Annotated in this window: 15 protein-coding genes and 1 tRNA gene; 3 read left to right on the top strand and 13 right to left on the bottom strand. The window is 68.7% G+C overall.

Annotation, left to right across the window (positions count from 1 at the left end):
* Positions 1–692: 692 nt before the first annotated feature.
* The 6 genes from murB to I6J77_RS10250 form a co-directional block, all read right to left on the bottom strand.
* Complete coding sequence (murB, locus tag I6J77_RS10225) at positions 693–1721, bottom strand: UDP-N-acetylmuramate dehydrogenase (protein ID WP_204111458.1); 1029 nt, start codon at positions 1719–1721, stop codon at positions 693–695.
* A 10-nt stretch (positions 1722–1731) separates the two neighbouring features.
* On the bottom strand, positions 1732–2769 hold the full coding sequence (locus I6J77_RS10230; RefSeq protein ID WP_056766184.1) for a quinone-dependent dihydroorotate dehydrogenase: 1038 nt from the start codon (positions 2767–2769) through the stop codon (positions 1732–1734).
* 3 nt (positions 2770–2772) lie between these two features.
* The gene (locus I6J77_RS10235; protein WP_204108892.1) at positions 2773–3540 is read right to left on the bottom strand and encodes a class I SAM-dependent methyltransferase; all 768 of its coding nucleotides are present in this window, start codon (positions 3538–3540) and stop codon (positions 2773–2775) included.
* Positions 3533–4306 (bottom strand): SDR family NAD(P)-dependent oxidoreductase, encoded by a 774-nt coding sequence (locus tag I6J77_RS10240; protein WP_204108893.1) that lies wholly within the window; start codon positions 4304–4306, stop codon positions 3533–3535. The genes I6J77_RS10235 and I6J77_RS10240 overlap by 8 nt, the downstream gene beginning before the upstream one ends.
* A gap of 6 nt (positions 4307–4312) precedes the next feature.
* Positions 4313–4615 carry a DUF4190 domain-containing protein gene (locus I6J77_RS10245; RefSeq protein ID WP_056718182.1) on the bottom strand — a complete coding sequence of 101 codons (303 nt, stop codon included), beginning with the start codon at positions 4613–4615 and terminating at the stop codon, positions 4313–4315.
* A gap of 84 nt (positions 4616–4699) precedes the next feature.
* Positions 4700–6235, bottom strand: coding sequence for an aldehyde dehydrogenase family protein (locus I6J77_RS10250; RefSeq protein WP_204108894.1), 1536 nt, complete (start codon positions 6233–6235; stop codon positions 4700–4702).
* A gap of 146 nt (positions 6236–6381) precedes the next feature.
* Between I6J77_RS10250 and I6J77_RS10255 the strand changes: the two genes are divergently transcribed.
* Positions 6382–6458: transfer RNA gene (locus I6J77_RS10255), tRNA-Arg, on the top strand.
* 47 nt (positions 6459–6505) lie between these two features.
* Here the strand turns inward: I6J77_RS10255 and I6J77_RS10260 are convergent.
* Positions 6506–8065, bottom strand: a complete 1560-nt coding sequence (locus I6J77_RS10260; RefSeq protein WP_204108895.1) for a YdiU family protein — start codon at positions 8063–8065, stop codon at positions 6506–6508.
* Between the two features lie 82 nt (positions 8066–8147).
* Positions 8148–9251 carry a lytic transglycosylase domain-containing protein gene (locus tag I6J77_RS10265; protein WP_239308914.1) on the bottom strand — a complete coding sequence of 368 codons (1104 nt, stop codon included), beginning with the start codon at positions 9249–9251 and terminating at the stop codon, positions 8148–8150.
* A 215-nt stretch (positions 9252–9466) separates the two neighbouring features.
* On the opposite strand from I6J77_RS10265, the gene I6J77_RS10270 reads away from it, so the two are divergent.
* Positions 9467–10057, top strand: coding sequence for a DUF1415 domain-containing protein (locus I6J77_RS10270; protein ID WP_204108896.1), 591 nt, complete (start codon positions 9467–9469; stop codon positions 10055–10057).
* A gap of 46 nt (positions 10058–10103) precedes the next feature.
* Positions 10104–10448: a YkgJ family cysteine cluster protein gene (locus I6J77_RS10275; protein ID WP_204108897.1), complete on the top strand. Its 345-nt coding sequence runs from the start codon at positions 10104–10106 to the stop codon at positions 10446–10448.
* 3 nt (positions 10449–10451) lie between these two features.
* On the opposite strand, the gene I6J77_RS10280 is transcribed toward I6J77_RS10275, so the two are convergent.
* The 5 genes from I6J77_RS10280 to I6J77_RS10300 form a co-directional block, all read right to left on the bottom strand.
* The gene (locus I6J77_RS10280) at positions 10452–11153 is read right to left on the bottom strand and encodes a pseudouridine synthase (RefSeq protein ID WP_204108898.1); all 702 of its coding nucleotides are present in this window, start codon (positions 11151–11153) and stop codon (positions 10452–10454) included.
* Positions 11150–12220, bottom strand: a complete 1071-nt coding sequence (locus I6J77_RS10285) for a class I SAM-dependent methyltransferase (RefSeq protein ID WP_204108899.1) — start codon at positions 12218–12220, stop codon at positions 11150–11152. The genes I6J77_RS10280 and I6J77_RS10285 overlap by 4 nt, the downstream gene beginning before the upstream one ends.
* Positions 12221–12292: 72 nt before the next feature.
* Positions 12293–12634, bottom strand: a complete 342-nt coding sequence (locus tag I6J77_RS10290; protein WP_204108900.1) for a carboxymuconolactone decarboxylase family protein — start codon at positions 12632–12634, stop codon at positions 12293–12295.
* A gap of 91 nt (positions 12635–12725) precedes the next feature.
* On the bottom strand, positions 12726–14729 hold the full coding sequence (locus I6J77_RS10295) for an OPT family oligopeptide transporter (protein ID WP_204108901.1): 2004 nt from the start codon (positions 14727–14729) through the stop codon (positions 12726–12728).
* A gap of 102 nt (positions 14730–14831) precedes the next feature.
* Positions 14832–15719 (bottom strand): pseudouridine synthase, encoded by an 888-nt coding sequence (locus I6J77_RS10300; protein WP_204108902.1) that lies wholly within the window; start codon positions 15717–15719, stop codon positions 14832–14834.
* Positions 15720–15749 lie beyond the last annotated feature (30 nt).

Below are 15749 nucleotides of genomic sequence, written 5' to 3' on the forward strand. Positions count from 1 at the left end.
AGTGCAGAGCGGTCGATCGCCTTCGGCGACCGAGTCACTTTCTCTTTGAGTGGCCAAAGAGAAAGTAACCCAAGAGAAAGGCCACCCCGATGGCGCGCCCTCCGGGCATCCTGCCCTGCGGGTGCGCGGGCGGGCTACGGGGTTCGCCGACAGTCCATCCATGGACTGACGTCGAACTGGCCGGCATCCCTGCCGGCCACCCCTGCGGGGCCTTTCCTCCGCCCGCCCGCCGCGCCATAGGGGCCCCGGGTAGAGCAGCGCGCTCCCAGCGCGCACTCGATGATGAAGCTGAAAAGCAAAAGCAAAAAAGCCAGAGCAAAGCTCCGGGTTGCCGCAGCTCTGCTCTTGATCCGGCTTTTCTGAAAAGTACGCGCAGGATGCGCGTCGCTCTACCCGGGGCCCCTCTGCAGCGGCGAGGCGGGGTCGACAGGCCGCGTAGCGGGAGCCGACAGGGATGTCGGCTCCTTTTCGCCAGGGCAGGATGCCCTGTCGAAAAGCCCGACCCCGACTCGCGGACTTTCCGGGCAGGAAGCCCGGAAAGCGCGGAAGCGGGGTGGCCTCTCTTTGGGCCACGTTTCTCTGGCCACACAAAGAAAGGTGGCTCGGCTGCCGCAGGCAGACGAAAGCTTCTCGCTCTGATGCACAAGAACAGGCAAAAGCATCGCGCACAGGGTGCGCGCCGACACAACCGCTCAGCGCGCGCCGATCACCACCGGCTCAGGTTCCAGCTCCACGCCGAACCTGGCGTGCACGCCGTGCATCACCTGCTGCGCCAGCGCCCACAGTTGGGGGCCGGTGGCGTGGCCGTGGTTGACCAGCACCAGCGCGTGCCGGTTCGAGATGCCGGCATCGCCTTCGCGGAAACCCTTGAAGCCGGCGGCTTCGATCAGCCACGCGGCGGAGAGTTTGCAGCGGCCGTCGGCCTGCGGCCAGGCGGCCAGTTCGGGATGCTCGCGTTTCAGCGCATCGGCCAGCGCGGCGTCGACGATGGGGTTCTTGAAGAAGCTGCCGGCGTTGCCGATCACGGCCGGGTCGGGCAGCTTTCTCGTGCGCAGGTGCACGACGGCTTCGGCGACGTGGAAAGGTGCGGGCTTGTCGATGCCCATCCGCGCCAGCTGCTCGTCGATGCCCGCGTAGTCGGTGCGCAGTGCGCGGTGGCGGGGCAGCACGAAGCGCACGGCGGTGACGATGTAGCGACCTGGCTCGTGCTTGAACAGCGAGTCGCGATAGGCGAATGCGCAGGTGGCGTGGTCCAGCGTCACCACGCGGTGCTGGCGGGTATCCCACGCTTCCACGCTTTCGACGAATTCGGCCACTTCGCAGCCGTAGGCGCCGATGTTCTGGATCGGCGCGGCGCCCACGGTGCCGGGGATCAGGATCAGGTTTTCCAGGCCGGCGTAGCCCTGGCCCAGCGTCCAGCGCACGAAGTCGTCCCAGCGTTCGCCCGCGGCCACCGCGATGCGTGCGCTGTCGCCGTCGCTTTCCACCTGCACGCCGCGTGTTTCCATCGCCAGCACGGTGCCGTCGAAGTCGCCGGTGAACAGCATGTTGCTGCCCTCGCCCAGCACCAGCAGGCGGCCGTTGCGCACGGCAGGAAAGTCGAGCAGTTCGGGCAGTTTGCTGGCGTCGCGGATTTCCGCCAGCAACGTGGCGCGCGCATCGACGCGCAGCGTGTTGCGTGTCGCCAGCGAGGCATTTTCGATCAGCGTGTAACCACCCATGTCGGTGCGCTCAGACGGCATGGGCGGCCTCGCGCTGGCGACGGATTTCGTTGACGCATTCGCCGACCAGGTGCGGGCCGCGATAGACCAGGCCCGAGTAGACCTGCACCAGCGAGGCGCCGGCGTCGAGTTTTTCGGCGGCGTCGCTGCCTTCAAGGATGCCGCCCACGCCAATCAGCGCAATGCGTCCCTGCAGGCGCTTGTGCATGCCTGCCAGCACCGCGGTGGAACGCGCGAACAGCGGCTTGCCGGACAGGCCGCCCGCCTCGCCGCCGCGCGGGTCATCCGCCACCGACTCGTGATCGATCGTGGTGTTGCTGCAGATCACCCCGTCGATGCCGGTGCGCAGCAGCACCTCGGCAATGGCATCCAGCTCCGCTTCGGACAGATCCGGGGCGATCTTCAGCAGCATCGGCTTGCGCTTGCCGGCTTGCGAGCCCAGCCGCTCCTGCGCCGCCCGCAGCACGGAAATGAACTTGTACAGCGTGGCTTCCTGCTGCAGGTCGCGCAGTCCGGCTGTGTTCGGCGAGGAGATGTTCACCGTGACGTAGCTGGCGTGTTCGTAGACCTTGTGCAGGCAGGTCAGGTAATCGTTGACCGCCTTCTCGTTCGACGTGTCCTTGTTCTTGCCGATGTTGATGCCGAGCACGCCGTGGTAGCTGGACTGCTGCACGTTGCGCACCAGCGCATCGACGCCGCCATTGTTGAAGCCGAGCCGGTTGATGATCGCCTCGTGCCCTGGCAGGCGGAACATGCGGGGCTTGTCGTTGCCCGGCTGCGGCAGCGGCGTGACCGTGCCGACTTCGATGAAGCCGAAGCCCAGCGCATCGAGCGCGTCCAGGTATTCGGCGTTCTTGTCCAGGCCGGCCGCCAGGCCGACCGGGTTCGGAAAGGTGATGCCGAACACCGTGGTGGGCAGGTCCGCCGGCGGCTTGGCGATCCAGCGGGCGAAGCCGCTGCGCTGGGCCACGCCCAGCCCGTACAGGGTGAGGTGATGTGCCTTCTCGGCGTCGAGCTGGAACAGCAGCGGGCGCAGGATGTCGTACATGGATCAGACCGGTTGGCCCGCGAAGATGCGGGTGTCGTAATCGAAGCTTACCGTGCCGTCTTCGGCGCAGTTGTCGAACAGTTCGCGCAGCGCCTGCAGCATCGGTTCATGCTGCGGATGCCCCGCCTGCGGCGCATACGAGGACGACATCAGGCGCCCGCGCAGCGCGTCGAAATCCAGCCGCTGGCCGTGCCCGAAACTGGCGCTGCCGCGGTAGCCGGCACCGAACCAGCCGCGCATGTGAGCATCGTCGGCGTAACGCTCGGCCACGCTGGTGTAGTCGGTGCCGAAGCGCAGCAGCAAGGCCTCGTAGCCTTCGAGGAAGCGCGTGCCGGTGAGCCGGCGCGAATTCCACCAGATCGCCACCAGCCCTTGCGGGCGCAGGATGCGCGCGAACTCGCGCCGTGCCGCTGCCTCGTCGAACCAGTGGAATGCCTGCGCCACGGTGACCAGATCCACGCTGGCATCGGCCAGCTTGGTGGCGTCGGCGCGGCCGTCGACGGCATCGAAGCCGTCGTACCCGCGCAACCATTGTTCGGCGGCGGCACGCATCGGCGCATTCGGCTCCACCGCCGTCACACGGTAACCCGCATCGAGAAACATCTTCGAGGAGATGCCGGTGCCCGCACCCACGTCGGCCACGCGCCAGTGGCGGTCCACGCCCTGCTCGCGCTGCAGCCAGTCGAGCAGCGCCACGGGATAGTCGGGGCGATAGCGCACGTAGTCGTCGACGCGATCGCTGAAGCGCGTGGTGGACTGGAAGTCAGCCACTGAGCATCTGCCCGCCGTCGACGACCAGGGTCTGGCCGGTGATCCAGCCCGCGAACGGGGAAGCGAGGAACAGCGCCGCGTGGGCGATTTCCTCCGGCGTGCCGAAGCGGCCGAACGGAATCTTCGCCAGCGTGGCGCGGTACAACTCCGGCTGCTCCACCCGGCGCCGCTCCCACAGGCCATCGGCAAACGCGATCGAGCCGGGCGCGATCGCGTTGACGCGGATGCGCTCGCCGGCCAGCGCCAGCGCCTGCGAGGTGGTGTACTGGCTCAGCGCCGCCTTCACCGCGGCATAGGCCGCGCCGTTCGCACGCGGGCGGAAGGCCGCGATCGAACTGGTGTGCAGGATGCAGCCGCGAGCCGACGCCTTGAGATGCGGCAGCGCCGCGCGCGAGGCGCGCACCGCGGCCATCAGGTCGACGTTGAAGCCGGCCAGCCAGCTCTCGTCGCCCTCGTCGAAGCCGTAACCGCTGGCGTTGTTGACCAGCACGTCGATGCCGCCGAGCGCGTCGGCGGCATTCGCCACATAAGCTTCGATCGCCTTCGCATCGGCCAGGTCACAGCCTTGCGCGTGCGCGACCACGCCGTGGGCCGCGATGGCCTGGCGAGTTTCCTCGAGAGCTGTTGCGCCACGGGCGCAGATGGAGACCCCGGCGCCAGCGGCGGCAAAACCCAGCGCGATGCTGCGGCCGATGCCACGGCTGCCACCGGCCACGACGACGCGAAAGCCGCGGAAATCGAACGGAGCCGGCAGCGCCTTGTTCATGCGCCGTCAGTGCCAGCCGGCAAACGCGAAACCGAAGATCAGCACCGCCATCAGCAGGAAGATGCCCAGCACGCACAAGGCCAGCTGGACGTAGCCGAGCACCAGCCCGGCCACCGCCATGCCGTCACCTTCCATGCGGTTGTCGATCGGGCTGCGGCGGATCTCGCCGCGTGCCAGGTGACCGCAGACGATCGCCACCAGCGCACCGATGAACGGCAGCAAGATCCACGTCAGGATGCCGAACACCAGGCTCACCACCGCCAGCGAACTGGTCGTGTTGCCCGGTCGATAAGACGGTTGATAGCTCATCGTTCGCTCACTCGTGAGGGAGGTGGCACAACGCCTTCGCGCATCGGACGGCCACGGACGACGAACGCCCGTGGCCGACTTTCGTCACACCGTGAACTTGATGCCCTGCGCCAGCGGCAGCGCGTCGGAGTAGTTGATGGTGTTGGTCTGGCGGCGCATGTAGACCTTCCACGCATCCGAACCGGACTCGCGGCCGCCGCCGGTTTCCTTCTCGCCGCCGAACGCGCCGCCGATTTCCGCACCCGAGGTGCCGATGTTGACGTTGGCGATGCCGCAGTCCGAACCGGCCGCCGACAGGAACTGCTCGCCCGCGCGCAGGTTGTTGGTGAAGATCGACGAGGACAGGCCCTGCGGCACGTCGTTCTGCATGTCGATCGCTTCGTCCAGCGTCTTGAACGGCATCACGTAGAGGATCGGCGCGAACGTCTCGGTCTGCACCACGTCGTCGGAATTCTTCACGCCGGTGACGATGGTCGGCAGCACGAAGTTGCCCTTGCGGTCGGTCAGCGCCTTGCCGCCGGTGCGCACGGTGCCGCCGGCGGCCTTGGCGTTCTCCACGGCCTTCAGGTAGCCCTGCACCGCTTCCTGGCTGTTCAGCGGACCCATCAGCGTGGTGGCCAGGGTCGGGTCGCCGATCTTGCCCTCGACCTGCTGGTAGGCCTTGACCAGGGTGTCGAGCACGCCGTCGAAGATCGACTCGTGCACGAACAGGCGGCGCGTGGTGGTGCAGCGCTGGCCGGCGGTGCCGACGGCGCCGAACACGATGCCCGGGATCGCCAGCTTCAGGTCGGCGGTTTCATCGAGGATGATCGCGTTGTTGCCGCCCAGTTCCAGCAGTGAGCGGCCCATGCGCTGCGCCACGCGCTCGCCGACCATGCGGCCGACCTTGGTCGAGCCGGTGAAGCTGATCAGCGGGATGCGCTTGTCGTCGACGAAGGCCTGCGCCAGGTCGCTGCCGGCATCGTTGAACAGGAAGAACAGGTCGGGGAAGCCGGCGTCGTTCAGCGCCTCGTTGCAGATCTTCATCGTGGCGATCGCCGACAGCGGCGTCTTCGGCGACGGCTTCCAGATGCAGATGTCGCCGGCGATGGTGGCCAGCATCGCGTTCCACGCCCACACCGCGACCGGGAAGTTGAACGCGCTGATGATGCCGACCAGGCCCAGCGGATGGTACTGGTCGTACATGCGGTGGCCGGGACGCTCCGAATGCATGGTCGAGCCGTACATCATGCGGCTCTGGCCCACCGCGAAGTCGGCGATGTCGATCATCTCCTGCACTTCGCCGTCGCCCTCGGGCTTGATCTTGCCCATCTCCAGCGCAACCAGCGAACCGAGCGCGTCCTTGTGCTTGCGCAGCGCCTCACCGCACAGGCGCACCGCTTCGCCACGCTGCGGCGCGGGCGTGGTGCGCCACACCTTGAACGCGGCCTGGGCACGCTGGACGATCACCTCGTAATCGGCGGCGCTGGACGCATGCACGGTGCCGAGCACTTCGCCGGTGGCCGGGTTCACCGGCTGCAGCGCGCCGGCGTCGGTGGTCCTGGACCACTCGCCCTGGCCGAGGTAACTGCCGGACTGCTCGCCGTGGAGGCCGAGCGCGCTGAGGATTGCATGGGACATGGATGTCTCCTGGACATGCGGCGCCTGCCGGCACCGTGGATGAAATCGGTAATTCGCCATTCTAGCAGGGGCGACCGCCTTGCTCCCTCCCTCTGGCGGCAGGGGGAGCAGCAGAACCGCGCAATCCATGCGAAAATCCCGGCGCTGCCCTCGTAGCTCAGTTGGATAGAGCGGCCCCCTCCTAAGGGGCAGGTCGGACGTTCGAATCGTCTCGAGGGCACCATTTTCCGATCACGAAGGCCGGCATCGCCGGCCTTCGTGTTTTCCGGCTCAGGAGCTGCACGACAGCATCGAGCAGCCGGCCTTGTGCCGCGCCCAGTCCGGGCGCTTTTGCGCGAACGCCTCGCGGCCGGGCTGGTCGTCGTACGGGTGGCGCAACACGTCGAGCAGCTCGGTGATGCCGTCGAGGTCGCCCTGCTCGGCGCGGTCGATCGCCTGCTGCGCCAGGTAATTGCGCAGCACGTAACGGGGGTTGGCCAGACGCATCCGCTCGCGACGCTGTCCGGCCGGCAACGAATCGTCGGCCAGCCGCGCCGCGTAACGGCGCAGCCAGTCGTCGAGCGCCGGCTCGACCTCGCGACGTTTCGCCTCGTCGTAGAAAGCCTCGGCGAATGGCGCCAGCGTGGGCGCTCGCATGTCGAGGTCAGCCAGTGCGCGAAACCACAGCGTCATGTCGATCTCGGCCTGCTGCAGCAGGGACTGCAACGACTGCATCAGGGCCACGTCGTCATCGCGGCATTCGGCGAACCCGAGTTTCGCGGCGATATTCGCCCGATCGGCAGCGGCATGAGCGGCCGCGTAGCGATCCAGCCCCGCCTGCAGCGGCGCCACGTCGGCGAACAGCGGCGCCAGCGCGCCGGCCAGCCGGCTCAGGTTCCACCAGGCCACGTTCGGCTGCTGGCCGAAGCGGTAGTGGCGACGCTGCGCGTCGGTGGTGTTCGGCGTCCAGTCCGGATCATAGTTGTCGACCCAGCCGTAAGGGCCGTAGTCGATGGTGAGGCCCAGGATCGACATGTTGTCGGTGTTCATCACGCCGTGCACGAAACCCACCCGCATCCAGTGCGCGATCATCGCGGCGGTGCGCTCGCCGACCTGGGCAAACCACTCCGCATACAGCGCCTCGCCCTGCCCCTGCAGTTCGGGAAAATCACGCCGGATGGCGAAGTCGACCAGTTGCCGCAGCAACCCGATGTCGCCGCGCGACGCCGGCAGTTCGAAGTTGCCGAAGCGGAGGAACGAAGGCGCCGCGCGGCAGACGATGGCGCCCGGCTCGGTGGCCGCGTTGCCGTCGTAGAACATGTCGCGCAGCACCGGCTCGCCGGTGCCGACCAGGCTAAGCGCCCGCGTGGTGGGCACGCCCAGGTGATGCATCGCCTCGCTGCACAGGAACTCACGCACCGACGAGCGCAGCACCGCGCGGCCATCCGCGCCGCGCGAATACGGTGTCAGGCCCGCGCCTTTCAACTGCAACTCCCAGCGCTCGCCGGCGGCATTGATCACTTCGCCCAGCGAGATCGCCCGGCCATCGCCGAGCTGCCCGGCCCACTGGCCGAACTGGTGGCCACCGTAGTTCGCCGCATACGGCTGCATGCCGTCGAGCAGCGCGTTGCCGCCGAACAGTTGCGCGAACTCCGGCGCAGCGACCTCGGCTTCGCTGAAGCCCAGCGTGGCGGCCATCTCCGCCGAATGCGCCAGCAGCCGCGGCGCAGCCACGGGCGTGGGATCGATCCGCGAATACAGCGCGCCTTCGACCTGGCGCAGACCTGCGCCCTGCTGCGGATCACCGGGCAGGTCGCGGACGAAGGCGTTGTCGAAGCGCAGCTGGAACATGCTGATGGTGACCGCGGGAGGTGCTGCCTATATCCGGGCGACCGCCCCGCGATGCAAGGCGCTCGCCTGCAACCGGAGGAATCTAGCGCGCCACCGGCCCCTGCCTGGCCGACTTGCGATGCTGCGCCTTCAGCCGGTCGTAGACGGTCAGCACGGCCGTGCCGTAACCCCTGGCCAGGCTGGGTGTGCGGCTGTGGTAATAGCCCACGCCCATCACGCGATCGCGGGTGCGGCGCATGCCGTCACGGAGGATTTTTGCCCCGACGGTGATGTTGGTGCGCGGATCGAGCAGGGTCAGCGGGTCGCGCACCGCGTCGCGGTGCATCGGGTAATAGACCTGCATGATGCCCACGTCCTGCACCGCCGAACCGAACTGGCTGGCCGCGGCCATCTGTAGTTGCACGTGCTGGCGATCGCCCCGCACCAGATGGTCGTCGACGCGGAACAGCCACGGCGTTGGCGCCACCCGGCCGTCCGGATACAGCGACTTCGACTCCACCAGCGCCACGCTGTACAGCAACAGCGGGTCGATGCCGTAGGTCTTGCCCACCTGGGCCCACAGGCTGTGGCGCGAACGGATGTCCAGGTCGGGCTCGGCAATCGGCATCATCAGGTCCATCGTGCTGACTTCGCTGAGCAGGCGGTCGGCGGACGGCGCGGGAGGCGTCCGCTGTTCCGCGGCATACGGCGGAATCGCCGGAGCCGCCGCTGGAGCGGTCACCTCCCTGGGTGGCACGGCCGTGACCAGGGCTGGCGCTCCGGGCGCCGGTTGCGCCGTCGCGCGAGTCGTCGCATGCCCGGGATGGCGCCCACCGCCAAAGCCGATCGCTATCGCAAGACACGCCGCGGCCAGCAGCGCCGGTGCAAGATAGCGCGGCGCCGATGGCATGGAGGCGGTGACCAGGGCCGGCACGCGCGCCGCAAAGTGACGCCAGGCGGCGAACGCTGCCGTCCATCGTCCACGACGACCCGGCACTTCGCGTGGCGTCGATTCGCGGCGCCGACGCACCAGCGCATGCCGCGCCGGAACGGGCGTGGCAGGCCTGGCCCGGGGATCGGGGCGGCGCTGGGGTCCGCGGAAACGACTGGCCGTCGGCGCGCACGCGGTCGCCGCCGCGGCGCGCGCCACGGCGGGGCGAGGAGCTTCCGGCTTTTCGCCGGGCGCCAGGTGGGTCGCACCTGTCATCCGGCCGCTCGAACCATCCACGAATCCATCCTCACCATGCGACCGGGCAACGCCGCGTTCAGCGGTGGCCGGCGAAGGGAAACCTTCACCCAAGCAAGCCGCGTGCCCGGAATGCGTCGGACATCATCGCACGTCACCTGCGCGCCGCAGCCAGTCCGTGCCGGTGACCCGCCCGCAACGGCTATAGTCGGGCTCGTCCCCGAACCGGAAATCGCATGATCCCGTCCCCCGCCAACGAGCTGAACGCCGACGCCCTGCCCGGGGACGCGCCCTACCTGGCGGCCACCACGCGCTGGCTGGAACGGGCGGTGATCGGGCTGAACCTGTGTCCGTTCGCCCGCGCGCCCCACGTGCAGGGCAAGCTGCGCATGCGGGTGAGCCAGGCGCGCGACACCGACGCGCTGCTGGACGACCTCTGCGGCGAGCTGCAGTCGCTCAACGCGCTGACGCCGGAGGAATGCGAGACCGGCCTGCTGATCCATCCGTTTGTACTCGGCGATTTCCTCGACTACAACGACTTCCTCGACGTGGCCGACGCGGCCGTGCAGACGCTGGGACTGGAAGGCGAATGGCAGGTGGCCAGCTTCCATCCGCAGTACCAGTTCGCCGACAGCGAAGCGGACGACGTGGAGAACTTCAGCAACCGCTCACCCTTCCCCACCCTGCACCTGTTGCGCGAAGCCAGCGTCGAACGCGCGATGGAACAGATGAGCGACACCGACGCGATCTACCGCCGCAACCAGGAAACCCTGCGCCGGCTGGGTGCGGATGGCTGGCAGGCGTTGTGGGACGACAAGGCGGACTGATCGTCGCCTCAACATCCTGTTCATCGCGGCAGTGCCAAGCTGGCGCATGAATCTCTCCCGCGCACAGCCCGTCGACCGTTACGCCGAAAGCATCGACCCCGGCGTCCACTGCAATACCTGCGAAGCCGTGTGCTGTCGCCTCACCGTGGTGCTGATGCCCGACGACCACGTGCCCACGTGGCTGATCGATCGCGACGAACACGGCATGGAAACCCTGGCCAAGGGCGAGGATGGCTGGTGCGCGGCGGTCGATCCGAACACTTCGGGCTGCACCATCTACGACGAACGCCCGGGCATCTGCCGCAAGTTCGCGATGGGCAGCCCCAGCTGCCGCGACGAGCGGCACAAGTGGTTCGGCGCCACGATCCCCACCGCGGTGCACATGCTGTAGGTGCTAGGGCGCGAAGATCAGCGCGACCTCGTCGGCATCCAGCGCACGCCATTCGCCCAGCGGCAGCTCGCCCAACGCGAGCCTGCCCACCGAGATCCGCTGCAGGGTCTCGACATGGTTGCCGGTGGCGGCAAACATTCGCCGCACCTGGTGGTAGCGGCCCTCGGTGACGCTGAGCCGGGCATGGCGCGGGCCCAGCACTTCAAGGTTCGCCGGCGCCAGCGGCTCCTTCTCCGATTCCAGCATCAGGCTTCCGCTGGCGAACAGCGCGCCTTCGTCGCCGCGCAGATCCTGCGCCAGCGTCGCCTCGTAGACCTTGGTCACCTGCGCCTTGGGCGAAATGATCCGGTGCAGCAGCGCACCGTCGTCGGTGAACAGCAGCAGGCCGGAGGTATCCCGATCGAGCCGGCCCACGCTGGACAGCGCCGGCGAGCGCACGCTGTAGCGCGGCGGCAGCAGGTCGTAGACCACCCGTCCCGGGTCCTTGCGCGAGCAGGTGACGCCCAGCGGCTTGTTCAGCATCAGCACCAGGCCGGGCGGCGGATCGAGCGGCTCGTCGTCGACGCGGATGGTCTCGTACGGCACCACGTCGTCGGCGTACAGCACTTCGCCCTCGGCATCGGTGATGCGGCCGGAACGGAACAGCGCCGTGACGTCCTTGCGGCTGCCATAACCCAGGTTGGCGATCAGCTTGACCAGTTTCATCCCCGCACTCCCACCGCTTCGATCACCTTGAATCCTTCCTGCACGACCAGCGTGCGCACTTCATGAAAACGCGAGGCCAGCACGGCCTCGTAGGGCAGATGGCGATTGGCCACCAGCAACAGGCGGCCGTCCGGCTGCAGCGCCTCGGCCGCGCTGACGATGAACGCGCGGCCCAGCTCGGGCAGGTCGGCGCGGCCCTGGTGGAACGGCGGATTGCTGACGATGGCGTCGTAGCGCCGCGCCAGGCCGCGGGTGACGTCATGCCAGTACACCGCCACCGCGAGTTCCCTGCCGGCTGCGCGCTTCGCCCGGGCCAGGTTGAGTCGCGCCGGCTCCAGCGCGCGCGCCTCGGCCTCGTACAGGTCAACCGCCTGCACCCGCGGGCAGCGCGCGATGACCTGCGCGGAAAGATAACCGTAGCCGCCGCCGAGATCGGCCACGCTGCCGCGCAGATCCGCCGACAGATGCGCGGCCAGCAGCGCCGAGGCACGATCGACGCGATCCCAGGCGAACAGGCCGGGGCGGCTGATGTAGCCGTCCATGATTTCGCGGGGCGCATCCAGCGCCAGCCATTCCGCCAGCAAGGCGTGGTCCACCGTGTCGGCAGACGGCGTGCTCCAGAACACCCGGCACTTGTGCTTGGACTGGTGCTGCACGGCGCCGGCCAGCTTCGCCAGGTCCGCCTCGCCCGACTTCGCGCCCTCGGCATTCGGCATCGCCGCCAGCAGCACGCCGCCGGCCGCCACGTGCTGCAACGCGCGGGCGAACAGCGCGCGGGCTTCGTCGCGCTGGCGCGGCGGCAGCAGCAACACCAGCGAAAATTTCTCCCCGGCCGCCGGCTCGCCCACGCGCAGGCCGTTGCGCGCCAGTTCGTCGGCAAACGGCAGGAAGCCCTGCTCGCACAGCCACCCCGGCTGCGCCATCTCGCGCAGGCGCACGCCCGCGCGGGCGCGCAGGAACAGCACGCGACCGTCCGCCGGCAAGGACAACTCGCCGGACTCGAACGGCACGAACAGGGCCGCCAGCGCCGCATCCGGCGCGGCAGCGGAAACTCCGGCAACCGTCACGTCATCCCTCGACCATCAAAACGATGGCGGCATTGTACGTGGCGGCGCCTTGCGTCCGCGCCGATTGCCGACTCAACCGCCGCTGTGCGCGCTGACCGCATCCATCGCGCGGGCGGAATACACCAGGGCGGCGCCGGCGTTCATCGCCACCGCGACACCGAGTGCTTCGGCAATTTCCTCGCGACTGGCGCCATGCTTCAGCGCCTCGCCCACGTGCACCGTGATGCAGCCGTCGCAGCGGGTGGTCACCGCCACCGCCAGCGAGATCAGCTCGCGCGTCTTCGCATCCAGGTGACCGGTCTTTTCGCCGGCGGCGGACAGCGTCTGGTAGCCCTTCAGGGTATCCGGGCTCAGCTTGCCGATCTCGCCGATCCGGCCCAGCAGTTCCTTGCGGTATTGCAACCAATCCAGCATGGCGGTCACCTCGTTGTCGTGGCAGCCGGGCGATCTGCCCCGCCGCAGCGCGATCATGCGCCACGGCGCGGACAAACGCCCGTCAAACCCCTCAACCGGCTGCGGGTGTACGGCCCAGTCGGGCCACCCAGCGATACAGCGCCACGTTGACCGCGATGAAGGCGATCCCGCCGATCCAGATCGCCGCATTGGCGAAGCCGCCGCCGACCAGGGCCAGCGGCGCCTCCTTGCCGGAGAACACCACGATCGCGGCGATCACCACGCCGATGATGCTCTCGCCCACGATCATGCCCGAGGCCAGCAGCACGCCCAGCTGCTTGGTCGCCTCCGGGTCGCGCGCGCGGTCGGCGCGCTTGTCGAAATACCAGCCCACGATCGCGCCGACCACCACCATCAGCGTGGTCGAGGTCGGCAGGTAGATGCCCAGGCCCACCGCCAGCGGCGGCAGCGAGGCGGACTTACTGGCGCGTCCCAGCACCGCGTCGATGATGATCAGCACCACGCCGATCGCGCCGCCCAGGATGATCAGGCTCCAGTCGATGTTGCCCTGGATCACGCCCTGCGCCAGCGCGGAGATCAGTCCGGCCTGGGGCGCCGCCAGCGCGCGCGCCGGGTCGACGCCCGGCATGCCGGCGAAACCGTAGGCCTGGTTGACCAGGTCCAGCACCGGCGGGATCACCGCCGCGCCCACCAGCACGCCGGCGACCAGCGCCACCTGCTGCTTCCACGGCGTGGCGTCGACCAGCTGGCCAGTCTTCAGGTCCTGCAGGTTGTTGTTGGCGATGGTCGCCACCGAAAACACGATCGAGGTGGCGAACAGCGCGAACGCCACCAGCCCCTTGCCCGCGCTGGCCGGCAGTTGCGACTGCACGCCGGCGACCAGCAACAGCGCCGCCACGATCACCACCAGGATGCCCACGCCCGACAGCGGGCTGTTGGACGAGCCGATCAGGCCGGCCATGTAGCCGCACACCGCCGAAACCAGGAAACCCATCACCACCACGAACACCAGGCCGCCGACCAGCAGCAGGCCCAGGTGGTCGCCCAGGCCGGTATCGCCGGCGAAATCACCCAGCAGCCAGGCGATCGGCAGCAGGCACAGCAGGCTGACCAGGCCGACGATGCCGATCGGCATGTCCAACTCGGTACGTGGCAGGCTGGCGCCCTGGCCGGACTTGCGCGCCCGCGACGAGGCCATCGCCGCGGCGAGTCCGCCGATCACCGGCTTGACCAGCTTGGCCAGCGTCCAGATCGCCGCCACGCCGATCGTGCCGGCGCCGATGAAGCGCACCTTGCTGCTCCACGCCGCCTGCGCCACGTCCGCCGCGGCACCGGTGACGCCAACAAGCAACCCGGTGTAATGCGGCACCGCCCAGCCCCACGCGATCACCGCGCCGAACAACATGGCAAGGCCGACCCACAGCCCCACCAGGTGTCCGACCGCCAGCAGCGCGAAGGAAAGGTTGAAGTCGTAGCCGGTCGCCGAACCGCGATCGTCGAGGCGGAAATACTGCGCCACGTTGCTGCCGAACACGCGGGTGGCCACCACGATGGCGAACAGCGCCGAGACCACCGAGCCGCCCATCACGGCGAGCAGGCCGGCGCGGCTGCTCTCTTCCGTGGTGGATTCCGAATCGTCGCCGCCGCCCACCTTCAGCACCTCGGCGCAGGCCACGCCTTCCGGATACGGCAGGTCGGAATCGGTGACCAGCGCGCGGCGCAGCGGGATCGTGTACATCACGCCCAGGACGCCGCCGGTGGCGCAGATGCCGAAGGTGATCCAGAACGGGAAGCCGGTCCACCAGCCGACCATGACCAGGCCGGGCAGCACGAAGATGATCGCCGACAAGGTGCCTGCCGACGAGGCGATCGTCTGCACGATGTTGTTTTCCTGGATGGTCGAGTTCCTGAAGTTGCGCAGGATCGCCATCGAGATCACCGCCGCCGGAATCGAGGTGGCGAAGGTCAGGCCGGCCTTGAGGCCGAAGAACACGTTGGCCGCGGTGAACACCAGGGTGATCACGATGCCGATGATCAGGCCACGCACGGTCAACTCGGTGCGTGGCGCGCTGATGGAAGCTGGTTTTGCACTCACTGACGACTCTCCCCCGGATGGATGCTGCGGTGGAAGATAGCGTGGAATGGCCACGGGTGGTTACCGATGGCGCGAAACGGCGAGCCCGCAGGTGCCGCCCGCCTACAGCGTCAGGGCGCTCGCGAAGTGCCGCGGTTGTCCGGACAACGGATCGACGAACGCCAGCTCCTTCGCCAGCAATTTCAGCGGCCGAAGGTGATCGTCGGCGGCCGGCTCGGCCAGCGCCGGATACAGGGGATCGCCGCTGATCGGTGCCCCCAGCGCGGCCATGTGCAGGCGCAACTGGTGCTTCCTTCCGGTCCGCGGGAACAGCGCATAACGCCAGTCACCGGCGCCCTGTTCGATCACCTCGATGCGCGTCTCGCTGTTCGCCTCGCCTGCCGCCTCGCGCATCCGGAAGAACGGCTCGCCGGCAACGATGCGCGAGCGCCGCAGGTGCGGAAACACCAGCCCGGGCAAGGCCGGCGCCAGTGCCTCGTAACGCTTGTCGATGCGCCGCTCGCGGAACAGCGCCTGATACGCGGCGCGGCTGGCCGGGCTGGCCGAGAACAGCACCAGGCCCGCGGTGAGCCGGTCGATCCGGTGCAGCGGCACCAGCGCGGGGTTGCCCAGTCGCAGGACCAGCCGGCGCAGCAGGGTCTGTTCGACGAAGCCGCCGGCCGGCGTCACCGGCAGGAAGTGCGGCTTGTCGGCCACCACCAAATGTTCGTCCACATGCAGCACGGTTTCGCCGAACGGGATCACCGGCTCATCCGCCACCTCGCGGTAGTAGTGGATGCGCAGCCCCGCCCGGTACGGCGTCTGCGGCGTGATCGCGCCGCCCTGCCCATCCAGCACGCGTCCGCGTTCGATGCGGTCCAGCCATTGCGCGCGGCTGATCGCGGCGAAGTGCGCACACAGCGCGTCGAGCACGGTCGCCCAGTGGCCCGGCGGCAGGTGCACCGTGCTGGCGCGGGCGTCACGGGTGAAGCTGGGCGTGGGCGACTTCATGTGCGCACAGTGTAGGTGCTGCCCGGCGCG

Origin of the sequence: Rhodanobacter sp. FDAARGOS 1247, assembly GCF_016889805.1 — a bacterium.
Lineage (GTDB): Bacteria > Pseudomonadota > Gammaproteobacteria > Xanthomonadales > Rhodanobacteraceae > Rhodanobacter.

Bases quoted from the DNA above. Each gene is read 5' to 3' on its own strand.
- I6J77_RS10250 (WP_204108894.1), bottom strand. From the start codon at position 6,235: ATGTCCCATGCAATCCTCAGCGCGCTCGGCCTCCACGGCGAGCAGTCC.
- I6J77_RS10240 (WP_204108893.1), bottom strand. From the start codon at position 4,306: ATGAACAAGGCGCTGCCGGCTCCGTTCGATTTCCGCGGCTTTCGCGTC.
- I6J77_RS10280 (WP_204108898.1), bottom strand. From the start codon at position 11,153: ATGAAACTGGTCAAGCTGATCGCCAACCTGGGTTATGGCAGCCGCAAG.
- I6J77_RS10265 (WP_239308914.1), bottom strand. From the start codon at position 9,251: ATGACAGGTGCGACCCACCTGGCGCCCGGCGAAAAGCCGGAAGCTCCT.
- I6J77_RS10300 (WP_204108902.1), bottom strand. From the start codon at position 15,719: ATGAAGTCGCCCACGCCCAGCTTCACCCGTGACGCCCGCGCCAGCACG.
- I6J77_RS10230 (WP_056766184.1), bottom strand. From the start codon at position 2,769: ATGTACGACATCCTGCGCCCGCTGCTGTTCCAGCTCGACGCCGAGAAG.
- I6J77_RS10260 (WP_204108895.1), bottom strand. From the start codon at position 8,065: ATGTTCCAGCTGCGCTTCGACAACGCCTTCGTCCGCGACCTGCCCGGT.
- I6J77_RS10270 (WP_204108896.1), top strand. From the start codon at position 9,467: ATGATCCCGTCCCCCGCCAACGAGCTGAACGCCGACGCCCTGCCCGGG.
- I6J77_RS10245 (WP_056718182.1), bottom strand. From the start codon at position 4,615: ATGAGCTATCAACCGTCTTATCGACCGGGCAACACGACCAGTTCGCTG.
- I6J77_RS10275 (WP_204108897.1), top strand. From the start codon at position 10,104: ATGAATCTCTCCCGCGCACAGCCCGTCGACCGTTACGCCGAAAGCATC.
- I6J77_RS10290 (WP_204108900.1), bottom strand. From the start codon at position 12,634: ATGCTGGATTGGTTGCAATACCGCAAGGAACTGCTGGGCCGGATCGGC.
- murB (WP_204111458.1), bottom strand. From the start codon at position 1,721: ATGGGTGGTTACACGCTGATCGAAAATGCCTCGCTGGCGACACGCAAC.